This window comes from Variovorax paradoxus EPS (genome assembly GCF_000184745.1).
Lineage (GTDB): Bacteria > Pseudomonadota > Gammaproteobacteria > Burkholderiales > Burkholderiaceae_C > Variovorax > Variovorax paradoxus_C.
The window spans coordinates 4,683,482-4,703,961 of sequence record NC_014931.1 but is presented as its reverse complement, the minus strand read 5'-3'; the positions used below and the strand labels follow the sequence as shown (position 1 = coordinate 4,703,961).

The window sequence follows — 20,480 nt, the reverse complement described above, 5'->3', positions numbered from 1 at the left end:
TTCGCCTGCCAAGAGGAGACAAGAAATGACAGCAACCCATTACATCGACGGCGGCCGCGTGGCGTCGCTCGGCACCGAAACCATCGCGGTGATCGACCCGAGCGACGGCCAGCGCTTCGGCGAGATCGCACGCGGCAACGCAGCCGACGTCGACGCCGCGGTCCGCGCCGCACGCAAGGCCATGGGCGAGAACTTCGACGGCCCCTGGGGCGCGATGACCGCGCTGGAACGCGGCCGCCTGCTCGCGAAGCTGGGCGCCGCGGTGATGCAGCACCACGAGGAGCTCGCGCAGCTCGAAGCGCGCGACACCGGCAAGGCGCTGCGCGTGGCGCGCAACGACGCCACCGCGCTCGCGCGCTACTTCGAGTACTACGCCGGCGCCTGCGACAAGCTGCACGGCGACACGCTGCCTTACGAGCGCGGCTACACGGTGCTGACGGTGCGCATGCCGCACGGCGTGACCGGGCACATCATTCCCTGGAACTACCCGATGCAGATCGCGGGCCGCAGCGTGGGCGCATCGCTCGCAGCCGGCAACGCCTGCGTGGTCAAGCCGGCGGAGGACGCGAGCCTCTCGCTGCTGCGCCTCGCGGAAATCGCGACCGAGGTGGGCTTTCCCGCGGGCGCGCTCAATGTGGTGACGGGCTATGGCAGTGAGGCGGGCGCCGCGCTGTGCGCGCATCCGGGCATCGACCACATCTCGTTCACCGGCTCGACCGTCACGGGCCGCAGCGTCGGTCTCGCGGCGGCTGAGCGCCATTGCCCCGTCACCCTGGAGCTGGGCGGCAAGTCGCCGCAGCTCGTCTTCGCCGATGCCGACCTCGATGCGGCCGTGCCCGTGCTGCTCAACGCGATCATCCAGAACGCCGGCCAGACCTGCTCGGCAGGCAGCCGCGTGCTGGTCGAGCAATCGGTGTACGAAGAAGTCGTGAAGCGGCTGGCCGAGCGCTTCTCGGCCGTGCGTTCGGGCCCGCCTGCCGACGATCTGGACATGGGCCCGCTCATCAACGAAAAGCAGTTCCGCCAGGTGCGGGACATGGTCGCGACCGCCGAGGCGAACGGCGTGAAGGTAGCGGCGCGCGGTACGGTGGCGCCGAGCGCATCAGCAAATGGCTTCTACCAGGAGGCCGTGCTGTTCCGCGACGTGCCCGCGGACAGCGAACTCGCACAGCGCGAAGTCTTTGGCCCCGTGCTGGCCGTGATGCCCTTCGCCGACGAGGCCGAGGCAATCCGCCTTGCCAACGGCACCGACTTTGGCCTGGTGGCCGGCGTCTGGACGCGCGACGGTGGCCGGCAATTGCGCGTAGCGAACAAGCTGCACTGCGGGCAGGTCTTCATCAATAACTACGGTGCGGCGGGCGGCGTGGAGCTGCCGTTCGGCGGCGTCAAGTCGAGTGGCTTCGGACGCGAGAAGGGTTTCGAAGCCCTGCTAGGCTTCACGACCCTCAAGACCATCGCCATCAAACACGGGTGAACCCATGAACACGAACGCACAAGAAGCACAAGAACCCCGCCGCGTCGGCCTGGTCGGCGTCGGCCTGATGGGCAGCGGCATCGCGCAGAACATCGTCAAGCACGGCCACAAGCTGACCATCCTCGATCACCCAGGCAACCAGCCCGTTGGCGCGCTGCTCGCGGCCGGCGCCACGGCGGTGTCGGACGTGATGGCACTGGCTGCCGATGTCGACGTGCTGATCCTCTGCGTCACCGGCACGCCGCAAGTCGAGGCGGTGATGTTGGGTGAAAAGGGCGCGCTCGCAAGTCTCCGCCCCGGCACCGTGGTGATCGACTGCTCGACCGCCGTGCCCGACTCCACCACCAAGGTCGCGCAAGCCGTGCAGGCCAAGGGCGGCAAGTTCCTCGATGCGCCGATGACGCGCACCGCCAAGGAAGCCGCCGAAGGCCGGCTCAACCTGCTGGTGGGCGGCGATGCCGAAGTGCTGGCCTCGTGCCTGCCGCTCCTGCGCTGCTTTGCCGAGAACATCACGCACGTGGGCGGCATCGGCGCGGGCCATGCGATGAAGCTGCTGCACAACTTCGTGTCGCTCGGCACCGTCGCGCTGCTGTGCGAAGCGGCCGCCTGTGCAGAGCGCGCTGGCGTGGCGCCCGATGTATTCGTCGATGTGCTCGCCAAGGGCGGCGGCAACGGTGTGGCGCTGGAACGCGTCAAGCCCAAGCTCCTGACCGGCAGCACCGATTCGCTGAAGTTCTCGATGGCCAATGCCAAGAAGGACTTGGGCTACTACAACGACATGGCGCAGCAGTCGTCGGCCAGCCACGGCATCGCCGAGGCTGTCGAGAAGCTGTTGACGCACGGCATCGACACCTTCGGTCCGGACCGCATGGTGCTCGACCTGGTGGAAGCGCTGAAGAAGTAAGTAAAGCGCGCCTCGCGCTACGGCACGTAGCGCGAGAGCAAGTGATCGACCAGCCGGCGCTGCGGGAAAGTCAGCGTCTCCTGCCGTGTGCAGAGGTACATGCGGCGCGACGCCCAAGCGTCGGACAGATTCAAGAAGCGCAGGCCCATTTCCTTGCGATACGTGGCAGCCGCGCCCTCGGGCAGGATGCCCACGCCCATGCCGGCTTCGATCATCCGGCACACCGCCTCGAAACTCTTGACCTTCACGCGCAGGCGCAGCACCTTGCGCGCGGCGACCGCCGCATCCTCGATGGTGCGGGCGATGGCCGAGTCGTTCTCCAGGCCGACGAAATCGAAGTCGAGCAGTTCCGCGAACGACACCTCGCGGTTGCGGTACGGGTGCTTGCGATGGACGATGGCCACCAGCCTGTCCATGCGGTAGGGAATGAAGTTGAGCGTCGTGTCCGCGGTGTCGCCGGTGATCACGCCGACATCGGCCTGCCGGTCGCGGATCGCCTGCACGATCCACACGCTGCGGTGCTCCTCCACGTCGACGCGAATCTCGGGATAGCTGCGGCGAAAGCTCGCCACGTCGTCGGGCAGGAACTGGCCCATGGCCGATGCATTGGCCTGCAGCCGCACGCGGCCGGTCGCGCCCTGTGCGTAGTCCGAAAGATCGGCGCGCATGCGATCGACGTCGCGCAGGATGAGCCGCGCATGGATGGCCAGCGACTCGCCCGCACCGGTCACCGTCACGCCCTTGGAGGTGCGCTGGAAGAGCGGCACGCCGAACTCGGTCTCGAGGATGCGGATGCGGCGGCTCGCGGCCGACAGCACCATGTGATGCTCTTCGGCAGCTTTCGAGAGGCTGCCGGATTCGAGGGCGCTCAGAAAGAGCGCGAGGGAATCGAGGTCGGGCCGCATCGGTCCGTTCAGTGCAGGGTGATAGCCAGCGAGTGGAAGAGGGCCTCGAACTCGGCAGGGCCGCGGACAGGGCGGTCGGCGGGCCATGGCGCGGCCTTGTCGTAGTGGGCGAGCAGAGCTTCGGGGGGCATCGAATCAGTCTACCTGCGACGAGGGGACGGTCACAACCGTGTCACGCAGCGCATGGCACCCTCGCGGCCTTGGAATCACCACGCCGCATTCACCTGCGACCCGTCCTCATCGCATCGGCGGTCGCCTGCCTGATCGTGCTGGCCGTTGCGTGGCACTTCACCGCGAGAACCTCGCGAGCGGCAGGCCCGCCGCTCGAGATCCGATGGCACGGCAACGGCATCATCCTGCAGGGCCAGGTGAGAGACGCGGCCACGCAGCGGGCGCTGGCCGAGGGCGCGGCTGCAAGGCTCGGCGGCGAGGCCGACCAGGTGGTGGACTGGCTCGACATCGTTGAAACATGTCGCGCTGGCGGGTGTCGTCCTGGCCACCTTGTCCGCTTGCGGCGGCAGTGGCAGTTCGAGCAATTTCTTTCCCTTTCTTCCGTCGGCACCGCCGCCCACACCCGCGCCTCCCCCTGCGCCGGCCACGCCGGGCAGCATCGACGTGAAGCTCATCGCGTTCAACGACCTGCACGGCAACCTCGAGCCGCCCAAGCTATCGATCACCGCGCCGGCCGCCGGCGGCGGCACCGTGCCGGTGCCCGCCGGCGGCGCGGCCTACCTGGCTTCGGCCGTGGCATCGCTCAAGGCGAAGAACGAGAACAACGCGGTGGTGTCCGCAGGCGACATGATCGGTGCCTCGCCGCTGGTGTCGGCGCTGTTCCTCGACGAGTCGACCATCGAGGCTGTGAACGCGATGAAGATCGATTTCAACGCCGTCGGCAACCATGAGTTCGACAAGGGCCAGACCGAGCTGCTGCGCATGAAGAACGGCGGCTGCGCCAAGAACACCGCGCTCGAACCGTGCCGGGTGAACAAGGCCTTCCCGGGCGCGAACTTCGGCTTTCTCGCGGCCAACACGGTGAAGACCGACGGCAAGACGCTGTTCCCCGCCACCGGCATGAAGAGCTTCACCAAGGACGGCGCCACGGTGAAGGTCGCCTTCATCGGCATGACGCTCAAGGGCACGCCCAACATCGTGACGCCCGCAGGCGTTGCGGGCCTGAGCTTCAAGGACGAGGCGGACACGGCCAACGCGCTGATTCCGCAACTGAAGGCGCAGGGCGCGGACGCCATTGTCGTGGTGATCCACGAGGGGGGCACCACCACCGTCGGCTACAACGACAAGAGCTGCGCCGGTTTGAGCGGCGACATCCTGCCGATCCTGAACAAGCTGGACGCGGCGGTCGATGTGGTGATCTCGGGCCACACGCACCGCTCGTATGTCTGCGACTACGGCAAGACCAATCCGGCCAGGCCCTTCTTGCTGACGAGCGCGGGCCAGTACGGCACGCTGCTGACCGACATCAACCTCACCATCGACACCCGCACCCGCAAGGTGACTGCCAAGGCGGCCGACAACGTGATCGTGCAAGGCGAGGCCTTCACGAGCGGCGCGAACACTGTCGCGCTCACCGACCAGTACCCCGTGTTCGGCAAGAACCAGGAAGTGGCAGCGCTCATCAGCCAGTACCTCGCGATCGCCGGGCCGCTGGTGCAACGCGTGGTGGGTTCGCTCACCGCCACGGCCACGCGCACGCCGTCGCCATCAAGGGAAAGCGCGCTGGGCAACCTGATCGCCGATGCGCAATTGGCGGCGACCAGCCCGGCCGGCAAGGGCGCGGCGCAGATCGCCTTCATGAACCCGGGCGGTGTGCGCGCCGACCTCGCACCGGCACAGGATGGCAGCGTGACCTACGGGCAGATCTTCGCGGTGCAGCCCTTCGGCAACAGCCTGGTGGTGAAGACGATGACGGGCGCGCAGATCAAGGCGGTGCTCGAGCAGCAGTTCAACAGCGGCTCCAACACGGTGGCCGCGCCGAAGGTGCTGCTGCCCTCGCGCGGCCTGACCTACAGCTACAGCGCCTCGGCGCCCGGCGGCGCGCGCATCGGCAACCTGGCACTGAACGGCACGGCGATCGATCCGGCGGCGAACTACCGCGTCACGATGAACAGCTTCCTGGCCACCGGGGGCGACAACTTCACCGTGTTCAACCAGGGCACCGACACGCTCGGCGGCGACCAGGACGTGGATGCGCTGGAGGCCTACATCAAGGCGAACAGCCCGCTCGCGCCGCCGGCGACCGACCGCATCACGGTGCTTCCCTGAGCGGGGACGGCCTTGGCCGGGTGATTCGTTGAAGGCGCCTCGGCGATCGCGGCATTGCCGCGACATTGCGTTTCTTGCATCGATGCTGCGGTGCAAAAACCGGGTTCCAGAGCTCTCCTTTTCACCCGCCGGAAGTGCTTGCGCAGGTACGCGGCCTGACTTCGCGTAGGCGAGATTCCCACGTCGGATTTTTCGTGTTTTGGCCGCCGTAGCATGGATCGATCTGCCGCTGCAGGCAGAGAGCTTTACCGCCGATCCATGTTCTTTCTTTTGCAAAGGAATTCATCATGCGCACCATGAACCTCCGCACGCTCGCGCTCTCGTCCGTCGTGGCAGCGTGCAGCCTTGCCTTTGTCGGATGCACCACGACGCGCCCGCAGGACCAGGGCAGCAGCGCAAGCTCGCGCACATCGATCGATGCACAGGTCGACGCCTCGCTGTCCAAGCTGTACGACACGGTGAAGGGATCGCGCGAACTGGTCGCCAAGTCGAGCGGCGTGCTGGTGTTCCCGGCGGTGGTCGGGGCGAGCCTGGGCGTCGGTGCCGAATATGGGCGCGGCGCATTGCGCGTGAACGGCCGCACGCAGTCGTACTACAGCACCACCGCGGGCTCGGTGGGCTTCCAGGCCGGCGCGCAGTCGAAGGCCGTGATCTATCTCTTCACCACGCAGGCGGCGCTCGACAAGTTCCGCAACAGCAGGGGCTGGACGGCCGGCGCCGATGCCACGGTGGCGCTTGCCACCATCGGCGCCAACGGCAGCGTCGACACCAACACGATCCGGCAGCCGGTGGTGGGCTTCGTGCTGACCAATGTGGGGCTGGAGGCCGGCGTCTCGCTGTCGGGCGCGAAGATCACCGAGATCCAGCTGTAAGAGAGTCGATGGCGGGGCTCACGCCCCGTCGTCAATCGGCCAACTGCACAGCCAGTTGTGCCTGCAGATCGGCAACCTGCTTGCGCAGGGCGTCGTTCTCGCGCGTGAGTTCGGCCACGCGATGCTCCAGTGCTTCGACCGCATCGGGCTTGGCGGACTGATCGTTCGATGCGGGCTCGGGGGATTCCTCGCGCGGCTTGCGCTTGGCCTCGCGCACGCGCTTGGCGGCCTGCTTGAGTTCGTCCTTGCCCGCGTTCGCTGCGGAGACTTGTTCTTCGGCGGGCAGACTGGCCACGGCCGCGGCCGTGTTGATCGAGATCACCCCCGACTTCACCGCGGCAACCAGTTCGGGCGCGGCCTGCTTCTGGATCTTCTCGATCATCACGACCTGGCTGCTGCTCAGGCGCGCGGCCTTGGCGATCGATTCGCGGCTGCTCAGCGGCGCGGGCGGCGGCAGCGCGCTGGCGTTGTCGGCGGGGGATTCGCCGGCGGGCGTGTCGACATCGAAAGGCGGATCGTCCGATGACGACGTTTCAGACAGCGCGCGGGAGCGTTGGTCGTCGACGATGACTTTCTTTCGCAGCGCCAGCACACCGCGCTGGTAGTCCGAGATGCTGCGCCGGCCGAGGTGCTGGTCGATCATCCAGAGGTGCACGTCCTCCATGGTCTTGAAGTGCGTGTTCTGCACCGTCTGGAACGGCAGGCCGTGCTTCTGGCAGATGCCGTAGCGGTGGTGGCCGTCCACCAGCACGTCGCCCCACAGCACCAGCGCGTCGCGGCAGCCCTCGGTGAGGATGCTGCGTTCCAGCGCCGCGTATTCCTCCGGCGACATGGGATCGATATAGGCTTTGAGTTCTTCGTTGACGACGATGTTCATGAGGGAGGGATCGGGGAAAGGGGCGAAATTCTAGATGCGCGCGTCGTGCGGACTTGCACCACGCGCTCGCATTGCAGGGGCGACGTTTCGCGGCAAACGATGCGCGCGGCAGTCGAGGTGCAGAGGGCCACCATGTGGTCGGGCGTCGGCTGCAGTTGCTGGAAGTGCCATGCGGCGTTGCCATGCGGATCGGCGAGCGAGAAATCGACGTCACCCGGGGTGTCGAGCGCAAAAGCGAAACTGTCGAGTGGTATCTGCAGCCCCATGCCGCGTGCCTTGATGTAGCTTTCCTTCAAGGTCCAGAGTTCGAAGAAGCGGTGTGGCTGCAAGGCGGTTGGCAATGCACCCAGTGACTTGGCCTCGGCTGGTGCGAAGAAGTGATCGACGGCCTCGAGCACGGCGGGGCGGCGGATGTTCTCGACATCGACACCGAGTTCGATATTGCGGACAATCGCCAGCACGATGAGGCCGGCGGTGTGGCTCAGGTTGAAGTCCAGGCCGCGTGTTTCTTCGATGTCCGGGCTGACATCGATGCTGGGGCGGCCGAAGGGGCCGTTGGCGAAGCGCCAGTTCTGCGCCTCGATCGGCGCGTAGCGCGAGAGGATCGTGCGCACCAGCACTCGGGTCAGCAGGTAGCGGTACCGGTCGCGCGGGAAGTGGAAGCGATCTTTTTGTTGCAGCTCATGCGGACTCAACAGTGCGCGATAGCTTGCATCGAGCGCGGGATCGCCGGAGTCGCCATGGGGGCAGAGCCAGAGATGGATGTCGCCCGCGGGCAAAGGGAGAAGAGGGGCGGGGCGATGCATGGTGGGCGGCGGCGCTTCGCCGTAATCCTGCTTTGCAAATGTTTGCACGAAGCGCAAGTCGGCTATTATCGCGACCCCCTGTGCCGGGTTCCGCGTTCTCTCGTTGATCGCTCGGCCATCCGATTCGCCGCGGCGGATTTTCTCGGGGCTCCTCATGTCGTTTGTTTGAGTGTCGATCCGGAAGGGTCATGGAAATGCCTCAAAATCCGCCTATAAATAGCAATGATTCTTATTTCGATTTATGCATCGAAAGTAGTAAATCGGATCTGCGGCCCGTCTCGGCTCGCTCACTGGAACTGGAGGAAGAGGTGTTGAACATGCCGTTGCCGCATTCATCCGAGCCTTCGCTCGCCGAGGTTTTCATCGCCCACCGCGCGCAGCTCTGGCGGGTCGCCCGGAAGATCGTCAACACGGCGGACCTGGCCGACGACGTTGTGCAGGACGCCTACCTGAAGATCGCCGACGGACCCTGCGTCCGCCAGGCCGAACGTCCCATCGGCTATTGCTGCCAGGTGGTGCGCAACATGGCGCTGGACTACTGCCGCCGCCATCGCGTCGAGGCCAGCTATCGCACCTTCGACGTGGATGTGGAACTGCTCGACATGCCGACAACCGCTTCGACACCCGACCGCATGATGTGCGAACGCCAGGTGATCACCGCCATCGACAAGGTTCTGGCCGGCCTCTCGCCCCGCACGCGGCTGGTGTTCGAGCTCTACCGTCTCGAGGGCCTCACGCAGCGCGAGATTGCGGCGCGCCTGGGCTGCGCGCTGGGTCTCGTGAACGGGCTGATCGCCGAGGCCGCCAACGCGATCAAGTCATGTGGCCATCTGCTGCTGGAGAGCGACGCGCACTAGCTGCGGCTTCTACGCAGCGGGGCCGCGCCCGTTTCCCGCGAGAATGCGCGTTTGGACCGGCCGGGTCCGTTCAATAGCAACGACAGCACCCGGCCTCGACGGACAACGCGAACAGCTGGCTTCACGAATGACACAGGAAACGGGCGATCCCATCTGGAACACCGCATGGGACTGGGTGCAGCGCGAACACGACAGCGAGAGCTTCGACGAAGCCGCGCGCGCCGAAATGACAGCCTGGCTCCTCGCGGAGCCCGCACACCGCCGGGCCTATGACAAGGCCGCACGGCTCTGGCTCCTCGCAGGATTCGTCCCGCCAGCCAACGACTTCGGCGACGACCTGCCGGACGGCGACGCCGAGCCTCGCGCCGGCAAGTAAAAAACCGCATCCAGCGTGAACGCGCGCCTCTGTGCGCGTTTCGGCACCGGCGCGCCTGCGGCGTTCGCCGTCCCGTCGCAAAAAATGAACAGATCGACCTCTGAAGCGTCCTCTTGGCAGGGGCGCCGAGATTCCGTCCGGTCCGCGACCGGACGCGGTGCGCTCCTTTCCCTGTTCAATCACAAAAGGATGCACCGATGTCGACCAGCTGTTTTGATCGCGAAGACGAGACCTTCATCGTTCTGGTCAATCAAGAAGACCAGTATTCCATCTGGCCGCACTGGAAGGCCGTCCCGGGCGGATGGACCGCCGTTGCGGGCGTGCAGGGCGACAAGAAGACCGTGCTCGCCTACGTCGAGAGCCACTGGACCGACATGCGTCCCAAGTCGCTGCGCGACTGGATGGCGCAACAGGCGGACGCAGCACCGGCCACGGAATCCGCGGCAGGTTGATGAGCGCCCCGGCGCCCCTGGCGCTGCTGTGCCTGCCCTGCGCAGGCGCGAGCGCCTCCATGTACCTGCGGTGGCGGCGTCTCGTGCCGTCGTGGGTTCGCATCGTGCCGGTGGAGTTGCCGGGGCGCGGCGCGCGCATGGGCGAGGCCTTCGTCGAAGACTTCGATGCGCTGGTCGCGCGCCTCTGCGTCGAGCAGGCCGACGCGATGTGCGGCGACTTCGCAGTCTTCGGCCACAGCATGGGCGCCTTGCTCGCACACGGCGTGACTCGCAGGCTTCAGTCCTTGCATCGACCGTTGCCCCGCGCGCTGCTGGTGTCCGGCTGCGCAGCCCCCTCGCAGCGCGATCCTGAACGTTTCGATGGCGGCGAAGACGACGCCTCTCTGACTGCAGAACTGCGCAAGCAAGGCGGCACGCCCGAAGAGGTTTTCGCGAGCGAAGAGCTCATGCGCATCACCCTCGACACGCTGCGTGCCGACCGCCGCGTCTGCCGCAGCCACGCCCATGTCGCCGCCTGGCCGCCGCTTCCGCTGCCGATCCATGCCTTTGCGGGACGCCAGGACGACATCGAGATGCCTGCGATGGCGGCCTGGTCCGAAGAGACCGGTGGCACCTGCACGCTCGACTGGTTCGACGGTGGGCATTTCTTTCTCCGGCACCACGAGACCGCATTTCTCGCGGCGCTTGCACGGCGTCTGCCGACGCACTTTCATCAAACGCCTCTTCCAGCGCGTCAAGGCCAGATATGAATGAACTGCTCGCGACGGCATCCGCCGGCCGGCAACCGCGCAATTTCGTGGCGCACCTGCGCGCGTTGGCCGAGGGGCGTCCGCACGATGTCTGGCTCACCGTGGTCGACGAGGTCGATGGTGCCTACAGCGAGCTGCCTTTCACCTATGCCGTCTTCGAGCAGCGCGTGCGCGCGCTCGCGGCCCGCCTGCAGCAGCAGTTCGCCAAGGGCGACCGCGCGCTCGTCATGCTCGACAACGGCGACCACTATGCGGTGAGCATGCTGGCCTGCTTCTACTGCGGTGTGATCGCGGTGCCGGTGTTTCCGCCCGAATCGACGCGACCGCAGCACCTGGCGCGGCTCACCGGCGTGGCGGCTGATTCATCGGCGCGTTGCGTGCTCACGTCTTCTGCCTTGAGCGCCGCGATGTCGGCGGCCGACAACCAGTTCGGCGATGTGCAGATCGTTGCCGTCGATGCGATCGACATCGCGCTCGCCGACGCCTGGCAGCCCTTCGAGCCAAGCGACGACGACGTCGCCTTCCTGCAATACACCTCGGGTTCGACCTCGGCGCCCAAGGGTGTCATCGTCACGCACGGCAACCTGATGGCCAACGAGCATGCGATCCAGGTCGGTATGGGCATCGGGCCCGACGACAAGTTCGTTTCGTGGGCGCCGCTCTATCACGACATGGGCCTGATCGGCGGCCTGATGCAGCCGCTGTACAGCGGCATCCCGCTGGTGCTGACTTCGCCGCGCTATTTCCTCGAGCGTCCGGTGCGCTGGCTGGAGCTGATCTCGCGCCACCGCGCCACGCTCAGCGGCGGTCCGGACTTCTCGTTCCGCCTCTGCTTAGAGCGGGTGAAGGATGCGCAGTTCGCGCAGCTCGACCTCTCGAGCTGGCGCGTGGCCTATACCGGCGCCGAGCCGGTGCGCGCCGACACCGAATTCGATTTCATCGAACGCTTCGCCCCCGCGGGCTTCGATCCCGGTGCGGTCTATGCCTGCTACGGCCTCGCCGAAGCGACCCTGTTCGTGACCGGCGGAAAGCGCGGCTCCGGCATGGTCGCGCGCGGCTTCGGCGCCGACGGCCTGGCATCCGGCAAGGGCACGCCGAGCGAAGACGGCACGCTGCTCGTCGGATGCGGCGCGGTAGCGGTCGAGCATGTAGTCGAGATCGTCGATCCCGCCACGCTGTCGGTGGTGGCCGAGCCCGGACGCATCGGCGAAATCTGGGTGAGCGGCGCGAGCGTCGGGGCGGGCTACTGGGGCAAGCCGCGCGAATCCGCCGAGACCTTCGTCGAGCGTGCGGGCCGCCGTTGGCTGCGCACCGGCGACCTGGGCTTCGTCTGCGATAGCGAGCTCTACGTGACCGGCCGCATCAAGGACCTGATCATCGTCCGCGGCCACAACATCTATCCGCAGGACATCGAGCGCGTCATCGAGGCCGAGGTCGATGCGGTGCGCAAGGGCCGCGTGGCGGTCTTCGCGGCCAACGGCCCCGACGGCGAGGGCATCGGCGCCGCGGCCGAGGTGTCGCGCAGCATGCAGAAGCTGGTGCCGCCGCAGGTGCTGGTCGAGGCGCTGAGCGCCGCGGTGAGCGAGGTGTTCGGCGAAGCGCTGTCGGCCGTGCTGCTGCTCAACCCGGGCGGCATGCCCAAGACCACCAGCGGCAAGTTGCAGCGCAACGCGTGCCGCGCGGGCTGGCTCGATCGCAGCGCGGATGCGTATGCGATCTATGAGCGTGGCGCATTCGTCAAGGGCGGTTCTGTGGAAGCGCAGGCCGAAGCGCCGGTGCTGGACGAGACCGAGCATGCCGTCGATGCGATCTGGCGCGAAGTGCTCCGGCCCGCCGACGCGAAGCCTTTCGCGCGCGACTCCCATTTCTTCACCCGCGGTGGCAGTTCGCTCACCGCCACCCAGGTCGCGGCCCGCGTGTCGGATCACTGGGACATCGACTTTCCGGTGCGCCTGATGTTCGAACACCCGCGGCTCTCCGAGTGCGCCGCCGCCGTGCGCCAGCGCCTGGCCGAAGGCGCGCGTGCGCGGCCCGCGCCCATCGCGGTGCTGCCGGCCGAGCGCCGGCTGCGCGCGTTGCCGCTGTCCCATGCGCAGGAGCGCCAGTGGTTCCTCTGGCAGCTCGACCCGACGAGCGCGGCGTACCACATGAGCGGCGCGCTGCGCCTCACCGGTGCCTTGCAAGCCGATGTGCTGCGCGCGGCGCTGGACGATCTCGTCGTGCGCCACGAGTCGCTGCGCACCGTGTTCCGCGCGGGCAGCGACGGCGTTGCCGCGCAGTGGGTCCAGTCGACCGGCACGCTGCCGCTCGAAGTGGTCGACCTGCGCGACGTGGCCGCCGATGAACGTGACGCGCGCCTGGAGAGCGAGGCCCGCCGCATCAAGAGCGCGCCCTTCGATCTCACCCAGGGCGGCCTGTTGCGCGCCGCGCTGCTGCGCCTCGCGGACGACACGCAGGTGCTCGCCGTGGTGATGCACCACATCGTGTCCGACGGCGCCTCGATGCAGGTGCTGATCGACGAGCTGGCCGCCGGATACGCGGCGCGCCTGCAGGGCCGTGCCGCGGCGCTGCCCTTGCCGCGCGTGCAGTACGCCGACTACGCGGTTTGGCAGCGCGAATGGCTGGCCGCCGGCGAGGCCGAACGTCAGCTCGCCTGGTGGCAGAAGGAGCTCGGCGACGAGCACCCGGTGCTCGAACTGCGCACCGACCGCCCGCGCAAGCCACAAGCCAGCTACCGCGCCGCACGCCACACCTTCGAATTGCCGACGCCCTTGCTCAGCCAGTTGCGCGGCGTTGCACAGGCCGACGGCGGCACGCTGTTCATGGTGCTGCTCGCCGGCCTGCAGGTGCTGCTGCACCGCTACACCGGGCAGGAAGAAATCCGCGTCGGCGCCGCGATCGCCAACCGCAACCGGGTCGAGTTCGAGAACGTCATCGGCTTGTTCGTCAACACGCTGGTACTGCGCAACCCGATCGACGGCCGCACGTCGTTGTCGCGTGCGCTCGCGCAAGCCCGCGAGGCCGTGCTGGGCGCGCAGGCGCACCAGGACCTGCCCTTCGAGCAACTGGTGCAGCGTCTGCAGCCCGAGCGCAGCATGAGCCACAGCCCGCTGTTCCAGGTGATGTTCAACCACCTGTTCGAGGATCACCGCGCACTGCAGCGGCTGGACGGCATCCAGGTGCAGGACCACGCGTTGCCCGACCTGCAGACCCAGTTCGACTGGGTACTGGAAGCCCGCGAGCGGCCCGACGGCCGGCTGATGCTCGACGTGATCTATGCCGACGACCTGTTCGAGCGCGAGACCATAGCGCGCATGGCGCAGCACTACGTGGCGGTACTCGGCGTGCTCTGTGCCGACACCGGCCGCGCGGTGGGCGACATCGTCTTGCTCGATGCCGCGGAGAACGCGCAACTCGCAGGCTGGAGCATCAACGCGCGCCGCGAGCCGCAACCCCAACCGGTGCACCAGACCATCGCGCAGCATGCGAAGCAGCAGCCCGATGCCGTCGCGCTGCTGTTCGGCGAAGAAGCGCTGAGCTTCGCCGAGCTCGACCGCCGCGCCAACCATCTCGCGCACCGCCTGGTCGCGCTCGGCGTGAAGCCCGACATGCGCGTGGGCATCGTGATGGAGCGCTCGGTCGAGATGGTGGTGGGGCTGCTCGCCATCCTCAAGGCCGGCGGCGCCTACCTGCCGCTGGACCCCGACTACCCGCTGCAGCGCCTGGCCTACATGGTGGAGGACAGCGGCATCGCGCTGCTGCTGACGCACCGCGCCACCCGCGAGCACATCGCCGAGTGCGCGGGCCTTGCGCGGCTGGAAGTCGACAGCACCGATCTCTCGAACGAGCCCGACACCGACCCCGGCGTCGCGCTGCACGGCGAGAACCTCGCCTATGTCATCTACACCTCCGGCTCCACCGGCAAGCCCAAGGGCGCGGCCGTGCGTCACGCCGCGCTGCACAGCTGCATTGCCTGGATGCAGGACACCTACCGCCTGGGTCGGGACAACACCGTGCTGCACAAGGCGCCGTTCGGCTTCGACGTGTCGGTGTGGGAGATGTTCTGGCCCCTGACCGCGGGCGCGCGGCTGGTGGTGGCCAACCCCGGCGACCACCGCGACCCGGCACGTCTGGTCGAGCTGATTCAGCGCCACCAGATCACGACGCTCAACTTCGTGCCCTCGATGCTGCAGGCCTTCCTGGCGCACAAGGACATCGAATCGAGCACGCGGCTCAAGCACATCATCTGCGGCGGCGAGGCCATGCCCGCCGAGACGCAGAAGGAGACGCTGCAGCGCCTTCACGGCGCCACGCTGCAGAACCTCTACGGCCCGACGGAAACGACGATTCACGTCACGCACTGGACCTGCCGCGACGATGGCCAGAGCCTGGTGCCGATCGGCCAGCCGATCAGCGACACCCAGTGCCACATCCTCGATGCCGAGCTCAACCAGGTGCCGCGCGGCGTGGCCGGCGAGCTGTACCTCGGCGGCGTGAGCCTGGCGCGCGGCTACCTCAACAAGCCCGGCCTCAGTGCCGAACGCTTCGTGGCCAATCCCTTCGGCGCAGGCGACCGGCTCTATCGCACCGGTGACCTCGTGCGCTGGAACACCGAGGGCCAGATCGAGTACCTGGGCCGCATCGACCATCAGGTGAAGATCCGCGGCTTCCGCATCGAACTCGGCGAGATCGAGGCGCAGATCCTCGCGCAGCCCGCCGTGCGCGAGGCCGTGGTGGTGGCGCGCGAAGGCGCGGCGGGCGCCTCGCTCGTGGCCTACATCGCCGCGCATGCGCAGCAAGCGGTCGACACCGCCGCGTTGCGCGAGCAACTGGGCCAGGTGCTGCCCGACTACATGGTGCCGCGCGCCGTGGTGGTGCTCGAAGCCCTGCCGCTGAACGCCAACGGCAAGGTCGACCGCAAGGCGCTGCCCGAGCCTGAAGGCCTTGGCCGCGCGAGCACTTACGAGGCACCGCAGGGCCATGTGGCGCGCACGCTCGCGGCCATCTGGTCGGAGGTGCTGCAGGTCGAGCAGGTCGGCCTGCACGACAACTTCTTCGACCTCGGCGGGCACTCGCTACTGCTCATCCGCGCGCACCGCCTGCTGGAAGACCGGCTGCAGGGCAGCTTCCCGCTGGTCAATCTCTTCAAGTACCCCACCGTCGAATCGCTCGCGCGCTGGATCGAGCAGGGCGGCGCGCAAGCCGCGGCCGTTTCCGCGGCAAGCGCCGACGACCGCGCGCTGCGCCAGCGCGCGGCCATGCTTCAACGCCGCAAAGTGGCAGAGAGAGTCAATTGATGACCACCGCCTTCAACGAATCCGTCGAACCCACCGGCCTGGAAATTGCCATCGTCGGCCTGTCGGGGCGCTTCCCCGGTGCTGACGACGTGGACGCCTTCTGGCGCAACATCGAGGGCGGCGTGGAATCGGTATCGCGCTTCACCGACGAGCAACTGCGCGAACGCGGCGTGCCGCAAAGCCTGCTGGACGATCCCGACTACGTGAAGGCCGGCGTGATGTTCGAAGGCTTCGACCAGTTCGATGCCGGCTTCTTCGGCTACACGCCCCGCGAAGCCGAGAACCTCGATCCGCAGCAGCGCGTGTTTCTCGAATGCGCCTCGGCAGCGCTCGAACATGCCGGCTGCGACCCCGAGCGCTGGCCGGGCAAGGTCGGCGTGTATGCGGGCGAGGGCGCCAACGTCTACCTGATCCGCAACCTGTTGCCGTCCTTCGGCCTCGGTGCGCACACCGGCATTGCCGACCTGCTCGGCCTCATGAGCGGCAACTCCGGCGGGTCGCTCTGCACGCGCGTGGCCTACAAACTGAACCTGCGCGGCCCGGCCGTGAGCGTTCAGACCGCCTGCTCGACCTCGCTCACGGCAGTGCACACCGCCTGCCAGGCGCTCCTGAGCCACGACTGCGACATGGCCCTGGCCGGCGGCGTGTGGCTCAACCTGCTGCAAGAGGGCGGCTACCGCTACCAGGCCGGCGCGATCCTCTCGCCCGACGGCCATTGCCGCGCCTTCGATGCCGATGCGGCCGGCACGGTGATCGGCAGCGGCGCCGGCGTCGTCTCGCTCAAGCGCCTCGACGAAGCGCTGCGCGACGGCGACACCATCCATGCTGTCATCAAGGGCACCGCGGCCAACAACGACGGCTCGGCCAAGGTCGGCTTCACCGCACCCAGCATTGACGGGCAGGCCGAGGTCATCCGCGCGGCGCAACTGATCGCGGGCGTCTCGGCCGACACCATTGGCTACATCGAGACGCACGGCACCGGCACCACGCTGGGCGACCCGATCGAGATCGCGGCGCTCACGCAGGCCTTCCGCGCCGACACCGAGCGGCGCGGCTTCTGCGCGGTCGGTTCGGTCAAGACCAACATCGGCCACCTCGATGCGGCGGCCGGCGTGGCGGGGCTCATCAAGGCCACGATGGCGCTCAAGCACGGCGTGCTGCCGCCCAGCCTGCATTTCACGAAGCCCAACCCGCAGATCGATTTCGCGAGCAGTCCGTTCTATGTGAACGCGCAGCGCCAGCCCTGGCCCGAAGGCCGCACGCCGCGCCGCGCGGGCGTGAGTTCGTTCGGCATCGGCGGGACCAACGTGCATGTGGTGCTCGAAGAGGCACCGGTGGCCCGTCCGTCTGCACAAGCGAAGGCACCAGCCTGGCAGATCTTGCCGCTCTCCGCCCGCAACACCGACGCCCTGCAGCAAGCCGCGCAGCGGCTGGCCAGTCATCTCGAAGAAGCAGGCTCCGGCACATCGCTCGCCGATGTCGCGCAGACGCTGCAGACCGGCCGGCGCGCGCTGGCGGTTCGCGGCGCAGTCGTTGCCGACGGATCGGCAACCGCCGTCGAGGCGCTGCGTGCGCCCGAAAGCGACTTCGACCAGGCGAGCGGCATTCCCGCGTCGGCGCCCGAGGTCGCGTTCCTGTTCCCGGGCGGCGGCACGCAGCACGCGAACATGGGGCTCGCGCTGTACCGCGACCATCCGGCGTTCCGCCAGGAGATCGATCGCTGCTGCGACGCGCTGCGCGATGCGATGGGCATGGACCTGCGGCAACTGCTCTACCCGGCCGTCGGCGGCGAAGCTGCTGCCGACGAGAAGCTCGGTCGCATCGAATACACACAGCCGCTGCTGTTCATCGTCGAGTACGCGATGGCGCGCCTGTGGATGTCGCGCGGCGTGCAGCCGGCCGTGATGTTGGGCCACAGCCTGGGCGAGTACGTGGCCGCGTGTCTGGCCGGCGTGTTCAGCCTGGAAGATGCGCTGCGCATCGTTGCCACGCGCGGGCGGCTGATGCAGTCGATGGCGCCGGGCGCGATGACCGCCATCGCGCTGTCGGAATCCGAACTCGCGCCGTTCCTGGCCACCGGCTGCGACATCGCGGCGATCAATGGCGAGCAACTGTGCGTGCTCGCCGGGCCGATGGCGGCCATCGAGGCGGCCGAGCAGCAGCTGTTCGCGCGCGGGCTGATGCCGCGCCGCCTGCTGGTCTCGATCGCCTCCCATTCGGCGATGACCGAGTCCATCGTGGCCGAGCTGCAGCAGGTGGTCGCTTCCGTGCCGCGGTCCGCGCCCCGCATTCCCTTCATCTCCAACGTCACCGGCAAGCCCATCACTGCGCAGCAGGCGGTCGATCCGGCCTACTGGGGCCAGCACCTGCGCGGCACGGTGCGCTTCGCGGACGGCATGGCGGAACTGCTGCGCGTCCAAGGCCGCGTGCTGCTCGAAGTCGGTCCCGGCGAGACGCTGGCCGGCCTCGCGCGCCAGCACCCGCTGGCCGATTCGGCGGCGGCCATCCTGTCGAGCCAGGCCCATCCGCAGAAGCAGGCACAGAACGAACGCCAGATGGCGAGCGTGATCGGCCAACTCTGGTGCGCGGGTGTCGATATCGATTGGGCTGCGTGCCATCCGGGACGGCAGGCACGCCGCGTGCCGCTGCCGACCTATCCGTTCCAGCGCCGCTCCTATTGGACGGACATGCCCGAGGCGGGCAGCGAAGCGGCGACCTCGCCCGTGCAGAAGCCGGGCGATCCATTCCACGTGCCGGTCTGGCAACGTACGGAGCCCGCGGGTATGCCAACGGCTCTTACGCCGGCCGACGGCTGCACGTTGGTGTTCGCGGAGACGAGCGGCTTGACCGACGCCCTGATTCGCCAATTGCAGGCCGAAGCGCCCGCGCACCCGGTGTTCCGCGTGACGCCGGGGAGCGGCTATGCCGAAACGGGAGCGCACCAGTTCACGGTACGCCCGGGCGAGCGTGCGGATCACGAAGAGCTCCTGCGCAAGGTGCAGGCCGAATCCGGACCGGTCGCCAAGGTCTATCACCTGTGGAGCGTGGACGGCCAGCCGTCGTCTTCGTCGTCTTTGCCGCAATCGGAGGACGTGCTCGAGCGCGGCTACTTCAGCCTGCTGGCGCTGATTCAGGCCATCGACAGCACCTCTGGCGGACGTGCGCGCGAGCTCTCGATTGAAGTCATCGCGAACCAGATCGAAGACGCCTCCGGCCTCGAGCCGCTGTGCCCCGAGAAGGCGACGCTGTTCAGCCTCTGCAAGGTGATCGCGCAGGAGTATCCGCACATCGCTTGCCGGGTGACGGACATCGTGTTGCCCGTGCCGGGCAGCGCTGCTGAAGCATGGCTGGCACGGCAGCTCGCCGCGCCGGCGCAGGCGCCGCACGACGAAACGCTCGTGGCCTATCGCGGCCCGCATCGCTGGGTCAAGACCTATGCGCCGCTGCCGTCCGGCTCCGCGCCGCAACAGCGCCTGCGCTCCAAGGGCGTCTACCTGATCACCGGCGGTCTCGGCGGCGTGGGGCTCGCGGTCGCGCGGCACCTGGCCGAGTCATGGCAGGCGCGGCTGGTGCTGCTGGGACGCACACCGCTGCCCGAACGGAGCGAGTGGGAGGCTCTCGTCGCCGACGAAGCGCAACCCCAGGCGCTGCGGACCAGGCTCGCGCAACTGATCGAACTCGAAAATCTCGGCGGCGAAGTGCTCGTCGTCGCTGCCGACGTGGCCGATGCGGCCTCGATGCAAGCCGCCGTCGCAGAGGCCCGCGCCCGCTTCGGCATGGTGCAGGGCGTGGTGCATGCGGCCGGTCACGCGAACAGCGGAATGATCGCAACCCGCACCCGCGCCGCAATCGACGAAGTCTTCGCCCCCAAGTTGCAAGGCACGCGCTTTCTGCTCGACGCACTGCGCGACGAGCCGCTCGATTTCGTGCTGCTGTGCTCGTCGATCTCCAGCATGGCCGGTGGCCTCGGCATGAGCGACTACGCCGCCGCGAACGCCTACCTCGACGGGCTGGCCGCACTGTGGCAACGCAGTGCGACGTACCCCGTCATCTCGGTCAACTGGGACGCCTGGCGCGACCTCGGCATGGCCGCAGGCCGCGTGCTGCCCGACGGCATCGGCATGGACGGACCCGAGGGCGCGCGGGCGGTGGAACGCATCGTCAACGGCCCGGCGTTCGCGCAGGTCGTGATCTCCACCACCGACCTGAACCAACGGCTCGGCGAACTGGACAACGGCATGCTCGACCTGCTGGAGACCGGCCCGGCCGCGAAGAAGAAGCGCCGCGAACATCCGCGCCCCGCGCTGGCCACACCTTTCGTCGCGCCGGAAGGCGAGCTGGAGAACGTGCTCGCGGGCATCTGGCAGGACATGCTGGGCATTGCCAGCGTCGGCATCGATGACAACCTGTTCGAGCTGGGCGGCGACTCGCTGCTCGCGATCCAGATCCTGGCGCGGGCCCGCAAGGCCTACGAAGTCGAACTGCATCCGGCCGCCTTCTTCAAGGCACCCACCCTCCGCGACCTTGCGATCCTGGTCGAGACCCGGCTGATCGAGGAAATCGAGGCCGCCGCACCCCTCGATGCGCCGGCCGATGCCGAACCCGATCGCTCGCCCGCATTCGTCTGAGAA

Annotated in this window: 15 protein-coding genes; 10 read left to right on the top strand and 5 right to left on the bottom strand. The window is 67.9% G+C overall.

Going from position 1 to position 20,480, the window contains the following annotated elements; translation table 11 throughout:
* Window positions 1-25: 25 nt before the first annotated feature.
* Window positions 26-1,474, top strand: coding sequence for an aldehyde dehydrogenase family protein (locus tag VARPA_RS21625; protein ID WP_013542719.1), 1,449 nt, complete (start codon window positions 26-28; stop codon window positions 1,472-1,474).
* A 4-nt stretch (window positions 1,475-1,478) separates the two neighbouring features.
* Window positions 1,479-2,378, top strand: coding sequence for an NAD(P)-dependent oxidoreductase (locus tag VARPA_RS21620; protein ID WP_013542718.1), 900 nt, complete (start codon window positions 1,479-1,481; stop codon window positions 2,376-2,378).
* 17 nt (window positions 2,379-2,395) lie between these two features.
* On the opposite strand, the gene VARPA_RS21615 is transcribed toward VARPA_RS21620, so the two are convergent.
* The 3 genes from VARPA_RS21615 to VARPA_RS31715 form a co-directional block, all read right to left on the bottom strand.
* Window positions 2,396-3,283, bottom strand: coding sequence for a LysR family transcriptional regulator (locus VARPA_RS21615; RefSeq protein WP_013542717.1), 888 nt, complete (start codon window positions 3,281-3,283; stop codon window positions 2,396-2,398).
* A gap of 8 nt (window positions 3,284-3,291) precedes the next feature.
* Window positions 3,292-3,414: a hypothetical protein gene (locus VARPA_RS31855; RefSeq protein WP_013542716.1), complete on the bottom strand. Its 123-nt coding sequence runs from the start codon at window positions 3,412-3,414 to the stop codon at window positions 3,292-3,294.
* 75 nt (window positions 3,415-3,489) lie between these two features.
* Complete coding sequence (locus tag VARPA_RS31715) at window positions 3,490-3,909, bottom strand: hypothetical protein (protein WP_234974807.1); 420 nt, start codon at window positions 3,907-3,909, stop codon at window positions 3,490-3,492.
* Between VARPA_RS31715 and VARPA_RS21610 the strand changes: the two genes are divergently transcribed.
* Both VARPA_RS21610 and VARPA_RS21605 read left to right on the top strand, forming a co-directional pair.
* A complete protein-coding gene (locus VARPA_RS21610; protein ID WP_234974806.1) occupies window positions 3,899-5,563 on the top strand; it encodes a bifunctional metallophosphatase/5'-nucleotidase in 1,665 nt (554 codons plus the stop codon). The two genes, VARPA_RS31715 and VARPA_RS21610, sit on opposite strands and share 11 nt — an antisense overlap.
* 287 nt (window positions 5,564-5,850) lie before the next feature.
* Window positions 5,851-6,435, top strand: coding sequence for a YSC84-related protein (locus VARPA_RS21605; protein ID WP_013542714.1), 585 nt, complete (start codon window positions 5,851-5,853; stop codon window positions 6,433-6,435).
* A gap of 31 nt (window positions 6,436-6,466) precedes the next feature.
* Here VARPA_RS21605 and VARPA_RS21600 read toward each other — a convergent pair whose 3' ends face one another.
* Together VARPA_RS21600 and VARPA_RS21595 are read right to left on the bottom strand one after the other, a co-directional pair.
* Window positions 6,467-7,312: a hypothetical protein gene (locus VARPA_RS21600; protein WP_013542713.1), complete on the bottom strand. Its 846-nt coding sequence runs from the start codon at window positions 7,310-7,312 to the stop codon at window positions 6,467-6,469.
* Entirely contained in the window at window positions 7,309-8,274 is a 966-nt protein-coding gene (locus VARPA_RS21595) for a 4'-phosphopantetheinyl transferase family protein (protein ID WP_013542712.1), read from the bottom strand. The genes VARPA_RS21600 and VARPA_RS21595 overlap by 4 nt, the downstream gene beginning before the upstream one ends.
* A gap of 161 nt (window positions 8,275-8,435) precedes the next feature.
* On the opposite strand from VARPA_RS21595, the gene VARPA_RS21590 reads away from it, so the two are divergent.
* From VARPA_RS21590 to VARPA_RS21565, 6 genes are all read left to right on the top strand, one after another.
* A complete protein-coding gene (locus VARPA_RS21590) occupies window positions 8,436-8,975 on the top strand; it encodes a sigma-70 family RNA polymerase sigma factor (protein ID WP_013542711.1) in 540 nt (179 codons plus the stop codon).
* A gap of 127 nt (window positions 8,976-9,102) precedes the next feature.
* Window positions 9,103-9,351, top strand: a complete 249-nt coding sequence (locus tag VARPA_RS21585; RefSeq protein WP_013542710.1) for a FecR/PupR family sigma factor regulator — start codon at window positions 9,103-9,105, stop codon at window positions 9,349-9,351.
* A gap of 197 nt (window positions 9,352-9,548) precedes the next feature.
* Entirely contained in the window at window positions 9,549-9,803 is a 255-nt protein-coding gene (locus tag VARPA_RS21580; RefSeq protein WP_013542709.1) for an MbtH family protein, read from the top strand.
* Window positions 9,803-10,552, top strand: coding sequence for a thioesterase II family protein (locus VARPA_RS21575; RefSeq protein WP_013542708.1), 750 nt, complete (start codon window positions 9,803-9,805; stop codon window positions 10,550-10,552). Before VARPA_RS21580 ends, VARPA_RS21575 begins: the two co-directional genes overlap by 1 nt.
* On the top strand, window positions 10,549-15,849 hold the full coding sequence (locus VARPA_RS21570) for a non-ribosomal peptide synthetase (protein ID WP_013542707.1): 5,301 nt from the start codon (window positions 10,549-10,551) through the stop codon (window positions 15,847-15,849). The genes VARPA_RS21575 and VARPA_RS21570 overlap by 4 nt, the downstream gene beginning before the upstream one ends.
* On the top strand, window positions 15,849-20,477 hold the full coding sequence (locus VARPA_RS21565; protein ID WP_013542706.1) for a type I polyketide synthase: 4,629 nt from the start codon (window positions 15,849-15,851) through the stop codon (window positions 20,475-20,477). Before VARPA_RS21570 ends, VARPA_RS21565 begins: the two co-directional genes overlap by 1 nt.
* The last annotated feature ends 3 nt before the right edge of the window (window positions 20,478-20,480 follow it).

Excerpts from the sequence above, each read along its gene's own strand:
- VARPA_RS21625 (WP_013542719.1), top strand. The coding sequence starts at position 26 with ATGACAGCAACCCATTACATCGACGGCGGCCGCGTGGCGTCGCTCGGC.
- VARPA_RS21620 (WP_013542718.1), top strand. The coding sequence starts at position 1,479 with ATGAACACGAACGCACAAGAAGCACAAGAACCCCGCCGCGTCGGCCTG.
- VARPA_RS21615 (WP_013542717.1), bottom strand. The coding sequence starts at position 3,283 with ATGCGGCCCGACCTCGATTCCCTCGCGCTCTTTCTGAGCGCCCTCGAA.
- VARPA_RS31855 (WP_013542716.1), bottom strand. The coding sequence starts at position 3,414 with ATGCCCCCCGAAGCTCTGCTCGCCCACTACGACAAGGCCGCGCCATGG.
- VARPA_RS31715 (WP_234974807.1), bottom strand. The coding sequence starts at position 3,909 with ATGAGCTTCACGTCGATGCTGCCCGGCGTGGCCGGCGCAGGGGGAGGC.
- VARPA_RS21605 (WP_013542714.1), top strand. The coding sequence starts at position 5,851 with ATGCGCACCATGAACCTCCGCACGCTCGCGCTCTCGTCCGTCGTGGCA.
- VARPA_RS21600 (WP_013542713.1), bottom strand. The coding sequence starts at position 7,312 with ATGAACATCGTCGTCAACGAAGAACTCAAAGCCTATATCGATCCCATG.
- VARPA_RS21595 (WP_013542712.1), bottom strand. The coding sequence starts at position 8,274 with ATGAGGAGCCCCGAGAAAATCCGCCGCGGCGAATCGGATGGCCGAGCG.
- VARPA_RS21590 (WP_013542711.1), top strand. The coding sequence starts at position 8,436 with ATGCCGTTGCCGCATTCATCCGAGCCTTCGCTCGCCGAGGTTTTCATC.
- VARPA_RS21585 (WP_013542710.1), top strand. The coding sequence starts at position 9,103 with ATGACACAGGAAACGGGCGATCCCATCTGGAACACCGCATGGGACTGG.
- VARPA_RS21580 (WP_013542709.1), top strand. The coding sequence starts at position 9,549 with ATGTCGACCAGCTGTTTTGATCGCGAAGACGAGACCTTCATCGTTCTG.
- VARPA_RS21575 (WP_013542708.1), top strand. The coding sequence starts at position 9,803 with ATGAGCGCCCCGGCGCCCCTGGCGCTGCTGTGCCTGCCCTGCGCAGGC.
- VARPA_RS21570 (WP_013542707.1), top strand. The coding sequence starts at position 10,549 with ATGAATGAACTGCTCGCGACGGCATCCGCCGGCCGGCAACCGCGCAAT.
- VARPA_RS21565 (WP_013542706.1), top strand. The coding sequence starts at position 15,849 with ATGACCACCGCCTTCAACGAATCCGTCGAACCCACCGGCCTGGAAATT.